Origin of the sequence: Streptomyces sp. NPDC005963 (assembly GCF_040638655.1) — a bacterium.
In the GTDB taxonomy this organism is placed as follows: Bacteria; Actinomycetota; Actinomycetes; order Streptomycetales; family Streptomycetaceae; genus Streptomyces.
Map to the genome: position 1 here is coordinate 34,489 of NZ_JBEXVD010000029.1, position 16,490 is coordinate 50,978.

Consider the following 16,490-nt stretch of genomic DNA (forward strand, 5'->3'; position numbering starts at 1 on the left):
TCCGGGCCGAAATGCCCGGAATGCTGAGACCTGGCTACGGTCTTGGCAACGGGAGGAACCAGCGCCCATCTCACCAGTTGACCCCTCGGTCGCCGAAACCGGGCAATCTCGGGTGGGGACGCTGCGCGAGGTGGTTGAGTACTCGTACTCACGTCCGAGGAAGTGGCTCGGGCGACGATGGAGATCACTTCGTTCGAGAACCCGAGGATCCGCATATGCTCAGCCGTCTCGCCGGCGCCCTGGTGCCCGCCGTCGGTCGTCTGTCGGTCACCGTCGATGCCGACGCCGACTTCGCGCCGGGCAGCATCGTCGCCGCCAATCACACCTCGCTGGCCGACCCCGTGGTCGTGCTCGCCGCCCTGCGCCAACTGGGGGTCGAGCCGGTCGTCATGGCGGCAGCGGGTCTCTGGCGGATCCCCCTACTCGGCGGGGCGTTGGCGCGCGAGGGGCACATACCCGTGTACCGAAGGGACCGTCGAGCCGCCGCCGCCCTGGACGGTGCAGCCGAAGCCCTGGCCCGGGGCCGCATCGTCCTGATCTACGGCGAAGGCGGTCTGCCGCGCCGCAGGGATGTCGCGGAAGCAGCCCCGGAGCCGTTCCGCACCGGGCTGTCCCGACTTGCGCAACGCACCGGAGCCCCGATCATTCCGCTGGGGCAGGCCGGTGCCCGGCGCATCACGTCGGGAAGCCGTGCCAAGCAAATCGCGGGAGCGGTCACGGCACCCTTGCGCCGGCCGACGCTCCACGTCCATGTCGGGGCGCCCGTCCTCATGTCGGAAGGGCATCCGATTCCCACTGCGCGTGCCCACGAGGCGGTCACCGCCGCCTGGCGTACGGCAGCCGCACACCTCGACGAACCGGCCGCCCGGGTGGAGTGACCGTGAGACGGCACCGACCGCTGAAGAACTCGGGGTCCCTCATGAGGCTGCTTCCCGACGGCCAAGTCGCCCCTTGACCTCAATCAAGCTTGAGGTTTTACCTTCGGGCTCATGAGCATCGAAGTCACCGCTTGGACACAGGTCCAGTCCGTCGTCAACGCCCAACAGGAACGACGCCCCTTCGCCCGCGCCACCGTGCGTCGCATCGGCGCCTTCGCCCGCCCACACCGCCGCCGCATCCTCCAGTTCGTCCTGATCAGCGTCCTCACCGCACTGCTCGCCGTGGCCACGCCCGTGCTGGCCGGACGCGTGGTCAACGTCATCGTCTCCGGAGGCGAGTCCCGCGTCGTCATCCAACTCGCCCTGCTGATCGCGTTGATAGCGGTCGTCGAAGCCGCCCTCGGCCTGGTGGAACGCTGGCTCTCCGCCACCCTCGGCGAAAGCCTGATCCTCGATCTACGACGCGCCGTCTTCGACCACGTCCAGCGGATGCCCGTCGCCTTCTTCACCCGCACCCGCACCGGGGCGCTCGTCAGCCGTCTCAACAACGATGTGATCGGGGCGCAGCGGGCCTTCAGCAACACCCTGTCCAGCGTGGTGAGCGACCTGGTCACCCTGGTGCTCACCCTCGTCGTCATGCTCACGCTGTCGTGGCAGATCACCCTGCTCGCACTCGTCCTGCTCCCGGTGTTCGTGGTGCCCGCACGACTGATGGGCACCCGGATGGCCCGGTTGCGGCGCGAGGCGTCCCAACTGGACGCAGCCATGGGCACCCGGATGACCGAGCGGTTCTCCGCACCCGGAGCGACCCTGGTCAAACTGTTCGGACGACCGGGGGACGAGTCACGGGAGTTCGCCGCCCGGGCCGGTCGGGTCCGTGACATCGGCGTGCGCACGTCCCTCGCGTACTCCGCCTTCGTCACCGCACTCACCCTGGTCTCCGCCCTCGCGCTCGCCCTGGTCTACGGTCTCGGCGGCTACTACGCACTCCGGGGCAGCCTGGAGCCCGGCGCCGTCGTCTCCCTCGCCCTGCTCCTGACCCGGTTGTACGCGCCCCTGACGACCCTGGCCGGCGCACGCGTCGAGGTGATGAGCGCCCTGGTCAGCTTTGAGCGGGTCTTCGAGGTCCTCGACCTCAAGCCGTTGATCGAAGACAAGCCGGATGCCCGCAACGTGCCCCAGGGGCCGGTGTCGGTGGAGTTCCGCGATGTGCGGTTCAGCTACCCCTCCGCGGACAAGGTGTCCCTCGCCTCGCTGGAGGAGGCCGCCGCTCTCGACACCCGGGACGGCGAAGAGGTCCTGCACGGGATCTCCTTCCGGGTGGAGCCGGGACAGACCGTCGCCCTCGTCGGCTCCTCCGGGGCGGGCAAGTCCACCCTCGCCAGTCTGCTGCCCCGGCTGTACGACGTGGACGAAGGCGCCGTCCGTATCGGCGGGATCGACGTGCGCGACCTCTCGGCCGAATCGCTGCGCTCCACCCTGGGCATGGTGACGCAGGACGGCCACCTCTTCCACGAGTCCGTACGCGACAATCTGCTCCTGGCCCGACCCGGGGCATCCGAGGACGAACTGTGGGACGCACTGCGCCGCGCCCGGCTCGACCAGTTGGTGCGGGCACTGCCCGACGGCCTCGACACGATCGTCGGGGAGCGGGGCTACCGGCTGTCGGGCGGCGAGCGTCAGCGCATGACCATCGCCCGGCTCCTCCTCGCCCGGCAGCGCGTCGTCATCCTCGACGAGGCCACCGCCCACCTCGACAACACCTCGGAAGCAGCGGTGCAGGCGGCGCTCGCCGAGGCACTGGAGGACCGTACCGCCGTGGTGATCGCGCATCGGCTCTCGACGGTGCGCGCCGCGGATCTGATCCTCGTCGTGGAGGAGGGCCGGGTGGTGGAACGCGGCACTCACGAGGACCTGTTGGCACAGGAGGGGCGGTACGCGGAGCTGTACCGGACACAGTTCGCCGACTCCGTGGAGCGGAACGCCGACGCGGGTGCACTGGTGTGAAGGTGCGGCAGTCCCACGAGGCCGGCCCGTCCCGGGCGGCCCGACGGGGCTGCCGCACTTCGTGTTCTCGGTCAAGTACGACAACAGCCGTGATGTGCAGAGTCGTCGTCATCCTCCGCATCCGGCACGACGGACGGATCGTCCTCCGACCCGGCAGTAGCGGATGGAGCGAACAGTGAATCCGTCCGGTGATGCCCGGTTGCCGTTGTGCGAGCTCCTCACACCCGTGGTGTGCCGTCCCCCAGCGCGGCGATGGCCCGCACGACCCGGTCGGCGAACGGTTCCAGCAGGGTGGCGAACCCGTCCCAACGCTCTTCGGTCTCTCCCCGGTAGACGGCCCGTGCATGGGCGAGTACGGGGCGGAGGTCGGCCGGGAGCCGCACGAGGGCCCAGTCTGCCGCCGATTCCTTGGAATCGATGGTGCCGGTCTCCAAGGTCATCCAGATCCGGGCGAGCGTGAGGACCACATTGCGCGTGTCGGAGTGCAGTTCGCCCAGCAGTTCGGGCACCCCCGCGGTCAACGCCCTGATGACGTCCCCGTACGGAACGGGGTCGAGGACCTCGCCCGGTGGCGGGCCGGCCAACGGGCTGTCGCCCTGGAGCACCATGGTGATCAGCAGAGCCAGATCGGGATCCGGCGTCGGCGAGGGGATCCAGCCGCCCTCGTAGGAGTCGCGCAGCCATTCGCCGTACTGGAACTCCCGCCGCGGCGGATAGTGCCACGGTCGTACATCGGACCGTACGGCGATGGTGAGCTCCACCGGTCGGACACCGCTGAGGGCATCCGGGCTGGACACCAACAGCAGTCGTTCGACCAACTCCCGTCGTAGGGTCTCCGTGGTCCGTCCGGTGATCAGCACAAACACATCGATGTCGCTGTGCGGACGCATTCCGCCGAGCACCGCGGAACCATGGGAGTACACCCCGATCACCTGGGGACCCAGCACCCGATGGACCAGGGCGACCACGTCGTTCGTCTGGGTCACGGGGAACCCTTCCTTCGCGGGCCATCGGCCACGGTCCACACCCTGCCCCGCCTCGGTCGACACCAGGACAAGGGGCAGATGGTAGACAACGGACCGGCCCGGAACAACCGAATTCACCGGGCGAGCCGTCCCGCCGAAGCACGTCCTCGCACGTCCTCGCGCGAGCGGTGAACACGATCGCCCTGCCCGCGGCCGTGCAAGCGGGTGCGGGCGACGGGATGCCCCGACGCACGACGGCAGCACCGCCCGCACCGCCCTGCGTCAGCCCACCGGCCCCGGATCGACCGGATGGGTGGCCATGGCGTGGACGGTGACGTCCATCCACGGCCACACCGGCAAGGAGGAGATGATCGTGTGCATCTCGGTCGGGTCCGCCGCCCGCCACAATCCCCAGTTCTCCGTGCGACCCGGCACGCGCCACATGCGCACCAGATGCCCGGCGTCGACGAGTTCGGCCGCACGGAGGCGTTCCGCCTCCGAGATCGACTCCTTGCGCTCGGGTTCCATGCCCTCGGGCCATGAGATCCGGATGTTGACGAGGAACTCCATCGGTACTTCCTTAGTGGGTGTCGGGTTGTGCGTATGGGTCGCAGCACGGTGCCGTGCCGGCCCCGTGATCAGTCGCCGAAGGGGTCCGCCGGTGTGCCGTGTTCCGTGACGATGGACTTCGTCTGGAGGAACTCGGCGACCGCCTCGACACCGTTTTCGCGCCCGATGCCGGACTGCTTGTAGCCGCCGAACGGCACGCTCCAGTGCAGCAGGCGGTAGGTGTTCACCCAGACCACACCGGCCTCCAACCGTCGGGCCACCCGGTGGGCACGGGCACTGTCCGCGGTCCAGAAGCCCGCGGCCAGCCCGAACTCGACGGAGTTGGCGATCGCCACGGCCTCGTCCTCGGTGTCGAACGGGTGGACTGTGACCACCGGGCCGAAGACCTCCTCACGGCAGACCGCGAGCTCCCGATCGGCGTCGACCAGGACGGTCGGCTCGTACCAGAACCCGGCCTCGGCGTCGGCGACGGCGGCCCGACGGCCGCCCGTCGCCGCCTTGGCCCCTCGGCTCAGGGCGTCGTCGACCAGGGACTCGATGCGTTCCAACGCCGCTGCCGATGCGACCGGTCCGATGTGGGTACGGGGATCGCGGGGGTCGCCGACGCGCAGCCGGGCGACCGCGTCGACGTAGCGGGTGAGGAACTCCTCGTACACCTCGCGCTGGACGAGGATGCGGGAGCCCGCGACGCAGGTCTGCCCGGCCGCGGAGAAGGCGCCCTGTCGGGCGGCGGTGACGGCTGCGTCGAGATCGCCGTCGGCGAAGACGATGTGCGCGGACTTGCCGCCCGCCTCACAGACGTAACGTTTCATCTGCGCTGCGGCCTGGGCACCGAGAGTCCTTGCGACCGTGGTGCTCCCGGTGAAGGTCACCATCGCGACGTCGTTGTGCTGGACCAGTCGCTGCCCCTCCTCGGCACCGCCGATCACCACACTGACCACCCCTGGCGGGAAACCCGCCTCCAACGCCAGTTCGGCGAGACGGACCGAGGAGGCCGGTGCCTGCGGCGGGGGCTTGAGGATCACGGTGTTGCCCGCGGCCAGGGCCGGCGCCAGCTTCCACGAGCCCAGCGAAAGAGCGCCGTTGAACGGAGTGAGCGCGGCGACCACTCCCAACGGCTCATGGGTGATCAGGGCGGCGGCGGTACCGCTGAGCGGACGGGACCGGCTCTCCAGGGTCTCGGCCGCCGCCGCGAAGTAGCGGTACCAACGGGCCAGTGCACCCACCTCGGCCCGGGTCGCCGCCAACGGCTTGCCGTTGGCCAGCGTCTCCAGGGACGCCAGTTCATCGGTGTGGGCGACGAGGACGTCCCCGAGCCGGTAGAGCAGATCGGCGCGTGCGTGCGAGGGAAGCCCTCCCCACGACGGTGCGAGGAACGCTTCACGAGCGCCACGGACCGCGTCGTCGACGGCATCGGGATCCACGTGCGCCCGGGCCCATGTCGCTCCCGTCGCCGGGTCGACCAACGGTACGACGGGTCCTGCGGGCTGCCGTCGTCGTCCTTGCGTGTGCGAGGTGTAGGGCTCGGCAGCAGGGGCGGATGAGGTCATGGCGCGGTGGTCCTTTCCATGGACAGGGCGTCGCGGACGGCCGGTGAGTCGAAGTGGTGACAGGCCACCGAGTGACCTGTGGTGCCGACGGGCACCTGCGGGGGAGAGTCACCCTCGCGGCACACGTCGGTGGCGAAGGGGCACGACCGCTGGAAGCGGCAACCCGGCAGCGGAGCCGCGGGGTCCGGCGGTTCGGCCCGGGTCCGAATGCCGTTTCTGAGCCCGGGGGAGCGGGGATCCGGCACCGGGACGGCCCCGAGCAGCGCATGGGTGTAGGGATGGCGCGGCGCGGAGAACAACTCCTCGCACGGAGCACTCTCCATGATCTTCCCGCCGTACATCACCACGACCTGGTCGGAGATGTGCCGCACCACGCTCATGTCGTGCGAGATGAAGAGGAAGCTCACCTCGCGGTCCCGACGCAGGTCCTTGAGCAGATTGACGATCTGCCCCTGGATGCTGACGTCGAGGGCGGAGACGATCTCGTCACAGACGATGAAACGGGGTTCCACCGCCAGGGCCCGGGCGATCGCCGCGCGCTGCCGCTGCCCCCCGGAGAGCTCGTGCGGATAGCGGTCGGCGAGCTCGGGGCGGATGCCCACCTGCCCGAGCAGTTCCTCGACCCGCTCCGAGACCGCCTCCCGGGGAACCGTGCGGTGCACGGTGACGACCTCGCGGATCATCGCCCGGATGGTCATCCGCGGATTGAGGCTGGCGTACGGGTCCTGGTAGACGATCTGAGCCAGCCGGGGGAGCCGCTTCTCCCGGCGTAGCAGGTCGAGTTCGCTGCCCTCCACCTGCACCCGTCCCGATGCGATCGGCGACAGCCCGACCAGCGCCCGTCCGGTGGTGGTCTTCCCGCTGCCGCTCTCACCGACGATGGTGACGATGCTCCGTGCGGGGACGGTGAAGGAGACGCCGTCCACGGCGTGCGCGGTGCCGGTCACCCGACGGAGCACGCCGGTGCGGATCGGGAAGCGAACCGCCAGGTCCTCGACGACGACGGCGTCCGGTGGGGATGCCTCGGTGGTCATGCGCTCTCTCCTCGGTCAGCCGCGCCGGCACCGGCCGCAGTGGTGAACGGGCAGCGGACGTGGTGCCCGGCAACGAGGCCCGCGGGAGTGAGGAGCTCCGGTACGGACTCCTCGCACTCGGCCCGGGCGATGGAGCAGCGGGGTTGGAACGCGCACCCCGGCGGCGGGGCGGCCGGGTCGGGAGGAAAGCCGGGGATCGCCGGCAGATGGTCCACGCGTGCGCGGTCCATCCTGGGGATCGACTCCATCAGGGCGCGGGTGTACGGGTGGCCGGGCGTGTCGAACAGTGCCGTGGTGGGCGCCATCTCCACGATCCGTCCCGCGTACATCACGGCGATGCGATCGGTGATGCCGGCCACCACGCCCAGATCGTGGGTGATGAGGATGAGTGCCATCTGAAGCTCCTTGCGGAGCCGGTCGATGAGTTGCAACACCTGCGACTGGATGGTGACGTCGAGTGCGGTGGTGGGTTCGTCGGCGATCAGGACCTGTGGATTGCGGCTGATCGCCATCGCGATCAGAACCCGCTGGCGCATTCCTCCGGACAGTTCGTGCGGATGGTTGCGCAGGCGCTCACGGGCCGAGGGAAGGCCCACCATGTCCAGGAGTTCGGCACAGCGTTCGGCCGCGGCGCGACGACTGAACCCGTCGTAGTGGATGAGGGGTTCGGCCATCTGCGCGCCGATGGTCATCGCCGGATTGAGTGCGGACAGCGCGTCCTGGGAGACGAGTCCGATGCCCGAGCCGCGTACGGTCCGCATCTGTCGGGGGGTGAGCGAGGTGAGGTCCTTGCCGTCGAAGTCGACCCGGCCCGACACATCGACCCCGTTGCTCCCGAGCATCCGCAGCACGGCCAGCATGGTCTGGCTCTTTCCACAGCCGGATTCGCCGACGACTCCGAGCGATTCGCCCGCCGCCACACTGAAGGAGACGTCGCGCACGGTCTCCAGGGGCGTGCTGTGATGGGCGTCCTGGCCGCGGTAGGCGACCTTGAGGTGTTCTACGTCCAAAACGGTCATGGTGATCCCTCCCTACGCCAGTTTGATCTTGGGGTTGAAGTACGCCTGGAGCACGTCGACCAGAAAGTTGATCAGTACGAACGCGATGGCGATGACCAGGATCCCGCCCTGGACGAGCGGGATGTCCCGAGTGGAGATGGCTTGGTGGAGGGCGAGTCCGATGCCGGGCCAGGAGAACACCGTCTCGGTCAGCACCGCTCCGCTGAGGAGGAAGCCCGCCTGGAGGCCGATGACGGTGATGACCGACGGCATGGCGTTGGGCAGCACATGGCGGACGATGACGCGGAACTCGCCGACACCGCGGGACCTGGCGGTCCGCACATAGTCGTTGCCGATCACTTCCAGCACCGCCGAGCGGGTCATCCGGGCGATCACGGCCAACGACCAGGCGGCGAGCGTGATCACCGGCAGCACCATATGGGCGGCGACGTCGAGGGCGCCGCCTCCGCCGATCGAGGTCATTCCGGTGGCGGGAAGCACCCGCAACTGGAGGGAGAAGACGACGATCAGCACCAAGCCGAACCAGAACGACGGTACGGAGTTGAAGAACAGGACGCCGACCGTCAGCCCCCGGTCGCGGGCCGAACCCGGCTTCTGCGCGGCCCAGGTGCCGATCGCCACACCGACCACGGCCGCCACCACGATCGCGGTGCCGGAGAGCAACACCGTGTTGAGCAGGCGTTCGGACAGGACTTCCGAAACGGGCCGCCCGAACGACAGCGAACGCCCCAGGTCTCCGCTGAAGAGACTGCCGAGATAGCTGAAGTAGCGCGACAGTGCGGGTTCGTCGAGTCCGAGATCCTCCCGCAGGGCCTGTCGGTCCTCCTCCGAGGAACTCGGACCGAGCAGTGCACTCGCCTGGTCCCCGGGAATGATCTGACCGAGGCCGAAGGTGGCGATCGTGACACCCAGGATGACGGGCAGCATCTGGAGCGCACGGCGCAGGGTGAAGGTCAGCATGTCGAATCTCCAGGACTGTTCATGACCGGCTCCACCGGGTCCGTAGCGTGGGCTTGCTTCCGCGGGCCGCCCGGGACTGCCGGGTGCGCGGGTCGAGGCGGTCGCGGATGCCGTCCCCCAGCAGGTTGAACCCCACCGCGAGCACCACGATCGCAAGGCCGGGGATCGTGGCGACGTGTTGTGCCGTCACCAGCAGGGCCCGTCCACCGCTGAGCATCTGCCCCCAGTCGGGCGTCGGCGGTTGGGCACCGAGACCCAGGAAGGCGAGGCTGGAGCTGAGGATGACGTTGCGACCGGTCTGGAGGGTGGCGAAGACGACCACACCGCCCAGGAGGTTCGGTGTGATGTGCCGGAACGCGATGCGCAGATGCCCGTACCCGAGGGCGCCGGCCGCCTCCACGTACTGCTCCTGGCGCAGGGCCACGACATTGCCTCGCACGATCCGTCCGAACTCCGGAACGGTCACCACGACCATCGCAATGATCATCGAGGTGATGCCGGGGCCGAGCGCGACGCTGATGCCCAGGGCCAGCAGGATGCCGGGGAACGAGAACATCACGTCGAAGATGCGCATCAGCGTGCTGTCGAGCCAGCCGCCCACATAGCCCGAGAGCAGTCCCAGACAACCGCCGACCACCAGGGCCAGCAGTGTGGGCAGCACCGCGACCAGCAGGGCGAGCCTGGCCCCGTACATCAGTCGGCTCAGGATGTCCCGACCGACCTCGTCGGTGCCGAGCAGATGGCCGTCGCTGAAGGGGCCGAGACCCACCGACGAGGGATTGGTGTCGAGGGGGTCGTAGGGCGCGATGAGCGGCGCCAGCACGGCGACGAGGACGGTGGTGGCGACGATGACGCCGCCGATGACGGCGGTGGCACGGCCGCCCCCCGCGCGGATGCGGAGTCGGTCCCGCCAGCGGGTGCGTGTCTCGCCCGCAGTGTCGGGGCCGGTTGCCACAGTGGCCTTCACGGCTGTTGTCTCCTCACCGACGGCGGATGGTGGTGTAGTCGATGTAGGCCGATGCGGCGGAGGTGACCCCGCTGACCTTGTGGCTCAGCAGCCGCGGCAATCGGTCCTGGTACAGAAAGAGCCAAGGGGCGTCCGCTGCGATGTCGGCGGCGGCCTCCTGATAGAGCGCCATGCGGCGGGCGTTGTCGGGCTCGGCCCGCGCACGGTCGAAGAGGGAGTCCACGTCCGCATTGCGGTACCAACCCCGGTTGACGCCGTTGGGCGGGTGGAGTTCACCGCTGAACATCCGTTCCAGGAAGTCAGCGGCGTCCGCGCCGGTGGTCCAGCCGTTGAAGGAGCCGTGGGTGCTTCCGTTGTATCCCTTGCCCTCCTCGGCGACGAGCGACGCGAACTCCATGTACTGGAGTTCCAGGTGCACCCCCACCGCCTTGAGGTCCTGTTGGACCAGCGACATGATCTCGGTCGCCTGGGAGAAGCCGGGTCCGCTGTCGGGTGCCAGCAGCTTCAGCCGCACCGGTGTCTTCACACCGCTCTCCCGGATGAGCTGCCGCGCCCGCTCGGGATCGTGGGAGTACGGAGCGTTCCCACCGCTCGTACGTTGCACCGCCGCGGCCGAGTAGGCCTCGTTGCCACGTGGCAAGGGGCCCGTGGACGGGGTGACCTGCCCACCGGTCAGGGTGGCGATGGCCTTACGGTCCACCGCGTAGTTCAACGCCTGCCGGAAGACGGTGTCGTTGGTCGGGGCGATCCTCGTGTTGAGGCGCAGGAAGTACTGGTTCGCCGGCTCCGGGTACTGCACGGACATGATGTCGTCGTGGGTGAGCTGCTCCACCTGCTGGGCGCCGGCACTGAGGATCGCGTCCACCTCGCCGGTCTGAGCGGCGATCGCCAGTGTGGTGGGATCGGTCACCGACTCGACGATGATGGAGGGGGCGGCTGGGGCGCCGCCCCAGTACTCGGTGTTCCGCTCCATCTTGATCCGCTTGCCGTGGTCGGCGTGGCGTTGGGCGAAGGGCCCCGTCCCCACCGGATGGAGTCCGATGTCATCGGGCCGGTGGTCGCGCAGGGCCTTCGGGCTGACGATCGACATGCGCCGGTCCGTGAGCAGCCGGGGCAGGCCGGCGTACGGGCGGGTCAGTGTGAGGGAGACCGTGTGGGCGTCGGGGACGGTGACGCGTTCGATCCAGCGGGTCAGGAACTTCATGTTCCCGCCGGCCGTCGCATCGTAGACCGCCGACTTCTCGTCCATGATCCGGTCGAAGTTGACCTTGACGGCCGCTGCGTCGAACGGTGTGCCGTCGGCGAAGGTGACGCCCTCGCGGAGGGCGAAGGTGTAGGTCAGGGCGTCCGGAGAGGTCTTCCAGGACTCGGCCAGGGCAGGACGGAGGGCGGGCGCCTGCTCCGTCGTACGGCCGAGGTCCTCACGGACGAGGGGATCGAAGAGCGCGTCGACGAGCCGAAGTCCCACGGTTCCGGAGAGCCGGTGCGGGTCCAGTGCGGGTATCTCGCCTTCGGCGCCGATGACCACCGTCTCGGGGTCGCGGCCGAACCCGGGGTTCGTACTGCAACCGGTGAGGAGGACGGCGGCGACGACCGCACAGCCGACAGCGCTGCGCAGACGACGTATGGGTGGGTGCGCCGACCCACTGCGGTGCGAAAGCCTCATGCTTGTCGCCTTTGCTTGTCGGAAAGGTCGCGGAGAATCGCGGTGGCCGCGTTCCTGCCGGGCGTACCGGTGACATAGCCACCGGGCCAGGTCCCCGCACCGGTGAGATAAAAACCGGCGAGCGGGGTGCGGTATCCGGCCAGGGCGGGATGGGGGCGGCTTCCGAAGAGGTTCTCCGGGAGCATGTCGCCGTGGGTGATGTTGCTTTCCACGAGCCCCAGTTCGCTCTCGATGTCCACCGGATTCATCAGCCGGTAGTCGACGATGCGATCGGCGATGCCCGGCATCAACTGCGAGAGTTCATCGATGCAACGCCGACCGAATTCCTCGGTCCGCCGAGCGTCCCACTCGCCGTCCTGCGGGCGGTAGGGAGCGTGCCAGGCATTCACGCTGATGAGATGGGTGTCTTCGGGGGTGAGCCCGGGGGAGGTGAGCGTGGGAATGAGACCCCACATCAAAGGGTTTTCACAAGGACGTCCCGCCAAGGCATCCGCAATGGACTCCTCGATGGCGGCGAGCGAGGATCCGACACGGAATTGGCAGGCCCTCACCCGATCCGGGTCGACGTCGTCCGGAAGTCCCGCATAAGCGGGCAGCCCGTCGACTTCGAGGACCAGTTTGAAAGCCGAGCCCCGCATTTCGGTGCCCGCCACCTCGGCCCGGACGGCGCCACCCATGGCCCCGTCGTCGAGTAGGTCGCGGAACAGGTGCACGGGATTGACGGCCGCCACCACGCGGTCGGCGCTCAACTCCTCACCGGTCGACGTGACCACCCCGCGCGCACCTGACGCGTCGTACAGGATGCGCTCCACCGCGGTACCCGTGCGTATCTGCACGCCGTAGCGGCGGCAGCACCCCTCCAACGCGTCGATGATCGCGCTCATGGATCCGACCGGGAGCCCGGTGGAGCCGCGCAGCGCGACCCGCTCGGCCCCACCACCGGGGTCCGCGCCCGCCGCTGCGAGAGCGAACGGGCGCATCATCAGACCGACGGCCGTTCCGGGAGCGGACGGCGAAACCAACTGCGCATTCAGTGCCAGCAGTGCCAGCAGCGCCCTGGCCTGGTCTGACCTCAGATGTTCGGTGAGGAGTCCGGACAGGCTGCCCTCGAAGACCGCGGTGAAGAGCTTCAGCTCATCGGGGTCGGTCAGCCGCTCCCGCAGCTCACTCAAGGCGGGCGGCGGCTCGTCCAACGAGACACCGAGGCTTGCGCCGAGACGCTCCAGTGCGCTGATCAACTGCCGATAGCGGCCGGCCTCACCGGGTGCGAACGCATCGAGCTGCCGATCCACCCGGGCCTGGTCGCGCCAGCCGAGGAAGCACTCCCCGTCGAACTGCTGGACCACGGTCGGATCCGCCCGGACGAACCGGAGACCGTGGTCCGCGAGTCGCAGCTCCCGTACGACGGCTGGGTTGAGCGAGCCCGGGGAGTTGGTGAACGAGAGGCTGCGCCCCGGGAGGAACTCGTACGCTCCACACGGGCCGCCGAGGCCCGGGCGGGATTCGAGCACGGCGACGCTCAGTCCCGCCCGTCCGAGATAGGCAGCGGTCACCAGACCGTTGTGTCCGCCGCCTATGACCACCACGTCAAACCGGTTCATGCCGTGCTCCTGTCCACGCCGATTCCCGAGCCCTCGGACATCAGCTCTGCGAGCCGGCGGAGAATCCTTCGTCGAACATCCGCAGCCAATTGCCGCCGGAGATCTGCGCGACCTCAGAATCACTGAAACCGCGCTTGCGCAGTTCCTCCAGTACGGGGGCGTAACCGCGGCCGGCCGCGAACCACCCGGGGAACTCCACCGGGCCCGATATGGGCACCATGGGCTTACGGCTCCAGCGTCCCTGACGCCACCAGTGGAGTTCCTCGTCGCCCTGCCCCGCATAGTAATCGGAGCCCAGACCCACATGGTCGACACCGATCAACTCGACGGTGTAGGCGACCATGTCACAGAACTCGCCGATCGTGCAGTCGATGCCCTGCGGGGCGATGCGCGGATACATGCTCAGACCCACCACGCCGCCCTTCTCCGCGGCCTTCTTCAAGACCGTGTCGGACTTATTGCGGAAGGCGAGTTCGACGTCCTCGCCCACGAATTCCCTGGGGTTGGAGTGGGTGATCGCCACGGGTCGCTCCGATGCCTCCAGAGCTTCGAGCGAGGTGCGCTCATTGCAGTGGGAGATGTCGATGAGCATCCCGACCTGGTTCATCTCACGGATCAGATTGACGCCGTACGTACGGGAGAGTCCCGCGTCGTCGCCCTCCCAACAGCCGGCGCCCGCGGAGTTCTGGGTGTTGTAGGTCAGCTGTGCGATGCGCACCCCGGCCTGGTGGAAGGCACCGACCAGGTCGAGGTCGTCCTCGAAGGGGCTGCTGTTCTGGAACCCGAGGACGATGGCGGTGCGCCCGTCCTGGTCGGCCTCGCGGATGTCGTCGCCGGAGCGGCCCTCGCGGAGCAGATCGGCGTTCTCGGCGAGCAGTCGTTGCCAACGGCCCACCTCGCGCATGGTCTCGGTGGAGTCCTCCCAGATCGCCACGGTGGCGTGAACTGCGGAGATGCCGGCGCTGTGCCACTCCTCAAAACGCTCACGGGAGGGCTTGACGAACTGGAGTGCATCGATGAGCACGGATTACTTCCTTAGCTGGTCCGGTCGGCAAGGGTGGGGTCGGGGAAGCTCAGATGCGGCCGAGGCGTCCCAGCGTGGCGATCTCGTCGCGCAGTCCGAGGTGACGCAATGCCTTCCACAGCGAGGCTTGGTTGCTGGTCACCACGGGCCGGCCGGTGTCCATCTCCAGGTAGGGGAGGATCTCGAAGGTCCGGTAGGTGCCGCAGGAGATCAGGAGCGCGTCCGCATCCGGCGCGGCCTTGTGCAGGCGCCGTCCGAGCCGGTACGCACTGTCGGCGTCGTGCACGCTGGCTTCGTAGGGATCGGTCATCTGGAGGCCCTCCATCACCGGCACCTCGAAGCCGAGCGCGGTGAGGTAGTCGCGTAGGGCCTCATTCACCTCGTCGGTGTAGATGCTCCCGACGGCGACCGAGGTCGCACCGACTGCGCGCAGGGCGTCGACCGTCGCCTGCATCATGGTGATCGCCGGGATGCCCGTCTCGGCGGTGATCTCGTCGGTGACCTTCTCATCGGTGCCGGGGCCCGGGATGAAGGTGCCGGGAGCACCGCACTGCACGATCAGGTCCACCTTCGCGGTCGCCAGTTGCCGCGAGGCTTCGAGCACCTGACTCATCATCTCCTTGAGCCCCTCCGCATCCACTCGGGGCACGATGGTCCGGGCATCGGCGAACGCGACTCCGGTGGGAGCGACCGATCGCCACTCCTCCGCGCCTTCGATCGCGGTGGCCGGGCGTATCTGCCCGATGCGTGCACGCCAGCCGAGCATCATGGGTTTCTCCTCAACATCGGAATATGTACGGAACTGTCCTAGCACCCGGCAGTTGCCCGCCTTGGCCGACGGGGTGGCTCCGAGCGCGGTCCGAGCTGTTGACGGGACCGGGTTCCACCGGCCCTCGTGCGCCGCTCCGTCAATCTGGGACAGTGGACCAGATTGTTTGGGACAACGTACCGACGGCTTTCGGCCAGGTCAATGGGGTAGGCGAAGACAACCGTCGAACTCATGGGGCACACGGGCCGTGTTCCTTGGACCGGCAGGGGCCGCACCGGCCTCGGTGCGCCAGGCTCCGACGAAGGCACTCCCCATCGCGGCGGACGCACCGCGGGTGTTGGTCAGACCTGGCGAGGTCTGCCGGCGGCGCTCAGGACACGAGCATCGGGTACGCGCCCGTTGGGCGTTCCCGAAGGAGGGCGCCCCCTGCCACGCCGTGGCGGACCGGCTCGTCCGGCCGCGCACGGGACAGTGCACTCCCACGGCAGGCCACAACACGGTGGGGAAGCGCCGCGCGCCCACCTCCCCATGTCAGGGCCGAAGGCCGCGGGGAAGTGGGCGCGCGGAAAACGCACCGGTGGGTCCTAAGCGGGCTGGCGCCACCGAACCGCGATCTGCGCGGCTGCCGACCTCAGGGCGGGGACCAGATCCGTCATCCTCTGGTCGCTGAGCCGCGCCTCCGGCCCGTAGATGCTCAATGCGGCGGTGATGCTGCCCTGGGTACCGATGGGCACCGCCACTCCGCAGCCACCGTTGATCCACTCGCCGCGGCTCACCGCGTACCCGAGGTCCCGGGCGGCGGCGATCCGGTCGACGAGCTCCGGGGAGTCCGATGCCACACCCGCACCGCTCGTCTCATGGGCCTGCACCAGCCGCCCCAATTCGGTCTCGGGCAGCATGGAGAGCAGGATCCGTCCGGTGGCGCCGGAGAAGAGGGAGTACGGTCGGCCGACCCCGGTGATCAGTCGCAGAGGTTGTGAACTCTCCGCCTCGAACACCGTCACCCGACGGCCGTCGACCACGGTGGACACGCAGGCGGTCTCGCCCGTCACCGCCGCGATACGGGTTGTGGCCTCGGCCGCGGCCCCCACCAGATCGCTGTTGGCCGCGTGTTTCCACGCCAGGGTCAGTGCGGCCGGTCCGATGACGTACTTCCGGGAGTGCTCCTCCAACACTGCGAGGCCCACACGCTCCAGAGAGGCCAGGATCCGCTGGGTGGAGCTCTTGCTGATCATCAGATCGCGACTCAGTTCACGGACGCCGCGCGGCCTGTCGGCCTCGGCGATCGCCTTGAGGACCAAGAGCGCGTGGTCGACGATCTGCACCGTGTTGCCGCTCGGCGCGGCGGGCTCTCCCGCGGTGGACGATGGCTCCGACTCGGATCGCGGCCAGGCCGGCTCCGCAGGCTCCGACCCTTGCTCGGTCGCCATGGAGACCGGTTCCTCTCCGTGTGAACGACGGAAGCCCGGTGCGGGCTCCG

General features: G+C 68.9%; 14 protein-coding genes. 2 read left to right on the top strand and 12 right to left on the bottom strand.

The window, feature by feature from the left end; all coding sequences use genetic code 11:
• Positions 1-215 precede the first annotated feature (215 nt).
• Together ABZ348_RS29070 and ABZ348_RS29075 are read left to right on the top strand one after the other, a co-directional pair.
• Positions 216-878: a lysophospholipid acyltransferase family protein gene (locus ABZ348_RS29070; protein ID WP_358938016.1), complete on the top strand. Its 663-nt coding sequence runs from the start codon at positions 216-218 to the stop codon at positions 876-878.
• Positions 879-989: 111 nt separating this feature from the next.
• Entirely contained in the window at positions 990-2,885 is a 1,896-nt protein-coding gene (locus ABZ348_RS29075) for an ABC transporter ATP-binding protein (protein WP_358938018.1), read from the top strand.
• 218 nt (positions 2,886-3,103) lie between these two features.
• Here ABZ348_RS29075 and ABZ348_RS29080 read toward each other — a convergent pair whose 3' ends face one another.
• The 12 genes from ABZ348_RS29080 to ABZ348_RS29135 form a co-directional block, all read right to left on the bottom strand.
• Positions 3,104-3,871: an aminoglycoside adenylyltransferase family protein gene (locus ABZ348_RS29080; protein ID WP_358938020.1), complete on the bottom strand. Its 768-nt coding sequence runs from the start codon at positions 3,869-3,871 to the stop codon at positions 3,104-3,106.
• A gap of 261 nt (positions 3,872-4,132) precedes the next feature.
• Entirely contained in the window at positions 4,133-4,420 is a 288-nt protein-coding gene (locus tag ABZ348_RS29085) for a muconolactone Delta-isomerase family protein (RefSeq protein WP_358938022.1), read from the bottom strand.
• A gap of 68 nt (positions 4,421-4,488) precedes the next feature.
• On the bottom strand, positions 4,489-5,970 hold the full coding sequence (locus ABZ348_RS29090; protein ID WP_358938024.1) for an aldehyde dehydrogenase: 1,482 nt from the start codon (positions 5,968-5,970) through the stop codon (positions 4,489-4,491).
• Positions 5,967-7,004, bottom strand: coding sequence for an ABC transporter ATP-binding protein (locus ABZ348_RS29095; protein WP_358938026.1), 1,038 nt, complete (start codon positions 7,002-7,004; stop codon positions 5,967-5,969). The genes ABZ348_RS29090 and ABZ348_RS29095 overlap by 4 nt, the downstream gene beginning before the upstream one ends.
• Positions 7,001-8,023 carry an ABC transporter ATP-binding protein gene (locus ABZ348_RS29100; RefSeq protein WP_358938028.1) on the bottom strand — a complete coding sequence of 341 codons (1,023 nt, stop codon included), beginning with the start codon at positions 8,021-8,023 and terminating at the stop codon, positions 7,001-7,003. Before ABZ348_RS29100 ends, ABZ348_RS29095 begins: the two co-directional genes overlap by 4 nt.
• 12 nt (positions 8,024-8,035) lie before the next feature.
• The gene (locus tag ABZ348_RS29105) at positions 8,036-8,983 is read right to left on the bottom strand and encodes an ABC transporter permease (protein WP_358938030.1); all 948 of its coding nucleotides are present in this window, start codon (positions 8,981-8,983) and stop codon (positions 8,036-8,038) included.
• Between the two features lie 19 nt (positions 8,984-9,002).
• Complete coding sequence (locus tag ABZ348_RS29110; RefSeq protein ID WP_358938032.1) at positions 9,003-9,950, bottom strand: ABC transporter permease; 948 nt, start codon at positions 9,948-9,950, stop codon at positions 9,003-9,005.
• Between the two features lie 13 nt (positions 9,951-9,963).
• Positions 9,964-11,616, bottom strand: coding sequence for an ABC transporter substrate-binding protein (locus ABZ348_RS29115; protein ID WP_358938034.1), 1,653 nt, complete (start codon positions 11,614-11,616; stop codon positions 9,964-9,966).
• A complete protein-coding gene (locus ABZ348_RS29120) occupies positions 11,613-13,217 on the bottom strand; it encodes an NAD(P)/FAD-dependent oxidoreductase (protein ID WP_358938035.1) in 1,605 nt (534 codons plus the stop codon). The genes ABZ348_RS29115 and ABZ348_RS29120 overlap by 4 nt, the downstream gene beginning before the upstream one ends.
• 40 nt (positions 13,218-13,257) lie before the next feature.
• Entirely contained in the window at positions 13,258-14,241 is a 984-nt protein-coding gene (locus ABZ348_RS29125) for a membrane dipeptidase (RefSeq protein ID WP_358938037.1), read from the bottom strand.
• Between the two features lie 49 nt (positions 14,242-14,290).
• On the bottom strand, positions 14,291-15,010 hold the full coding sequence (locus ABZ348_RS29130; protein WP_358938039.1) for an aspartate/glutamate racemase family protein: 720 nt from the start codon (positions 15,008-15,010) through the stop codon (positions 14,291-14,293).
• A 584-nt stretch (positions 15,011-15,594) separates the two neighbouring features.
• A complete protein-coding gene (locus ABZ348_RS29135) occupies positions 15,595-16,440 on the bottom strand; it encodes an IclR family transcriptional regulator (RefSeq protein ID WP_358938041.1) in 846 nt (281 codons plus the stop codon).
• Between the last annotated feature and the right edge of the window lie 50 nt (positions 16,441-16,490).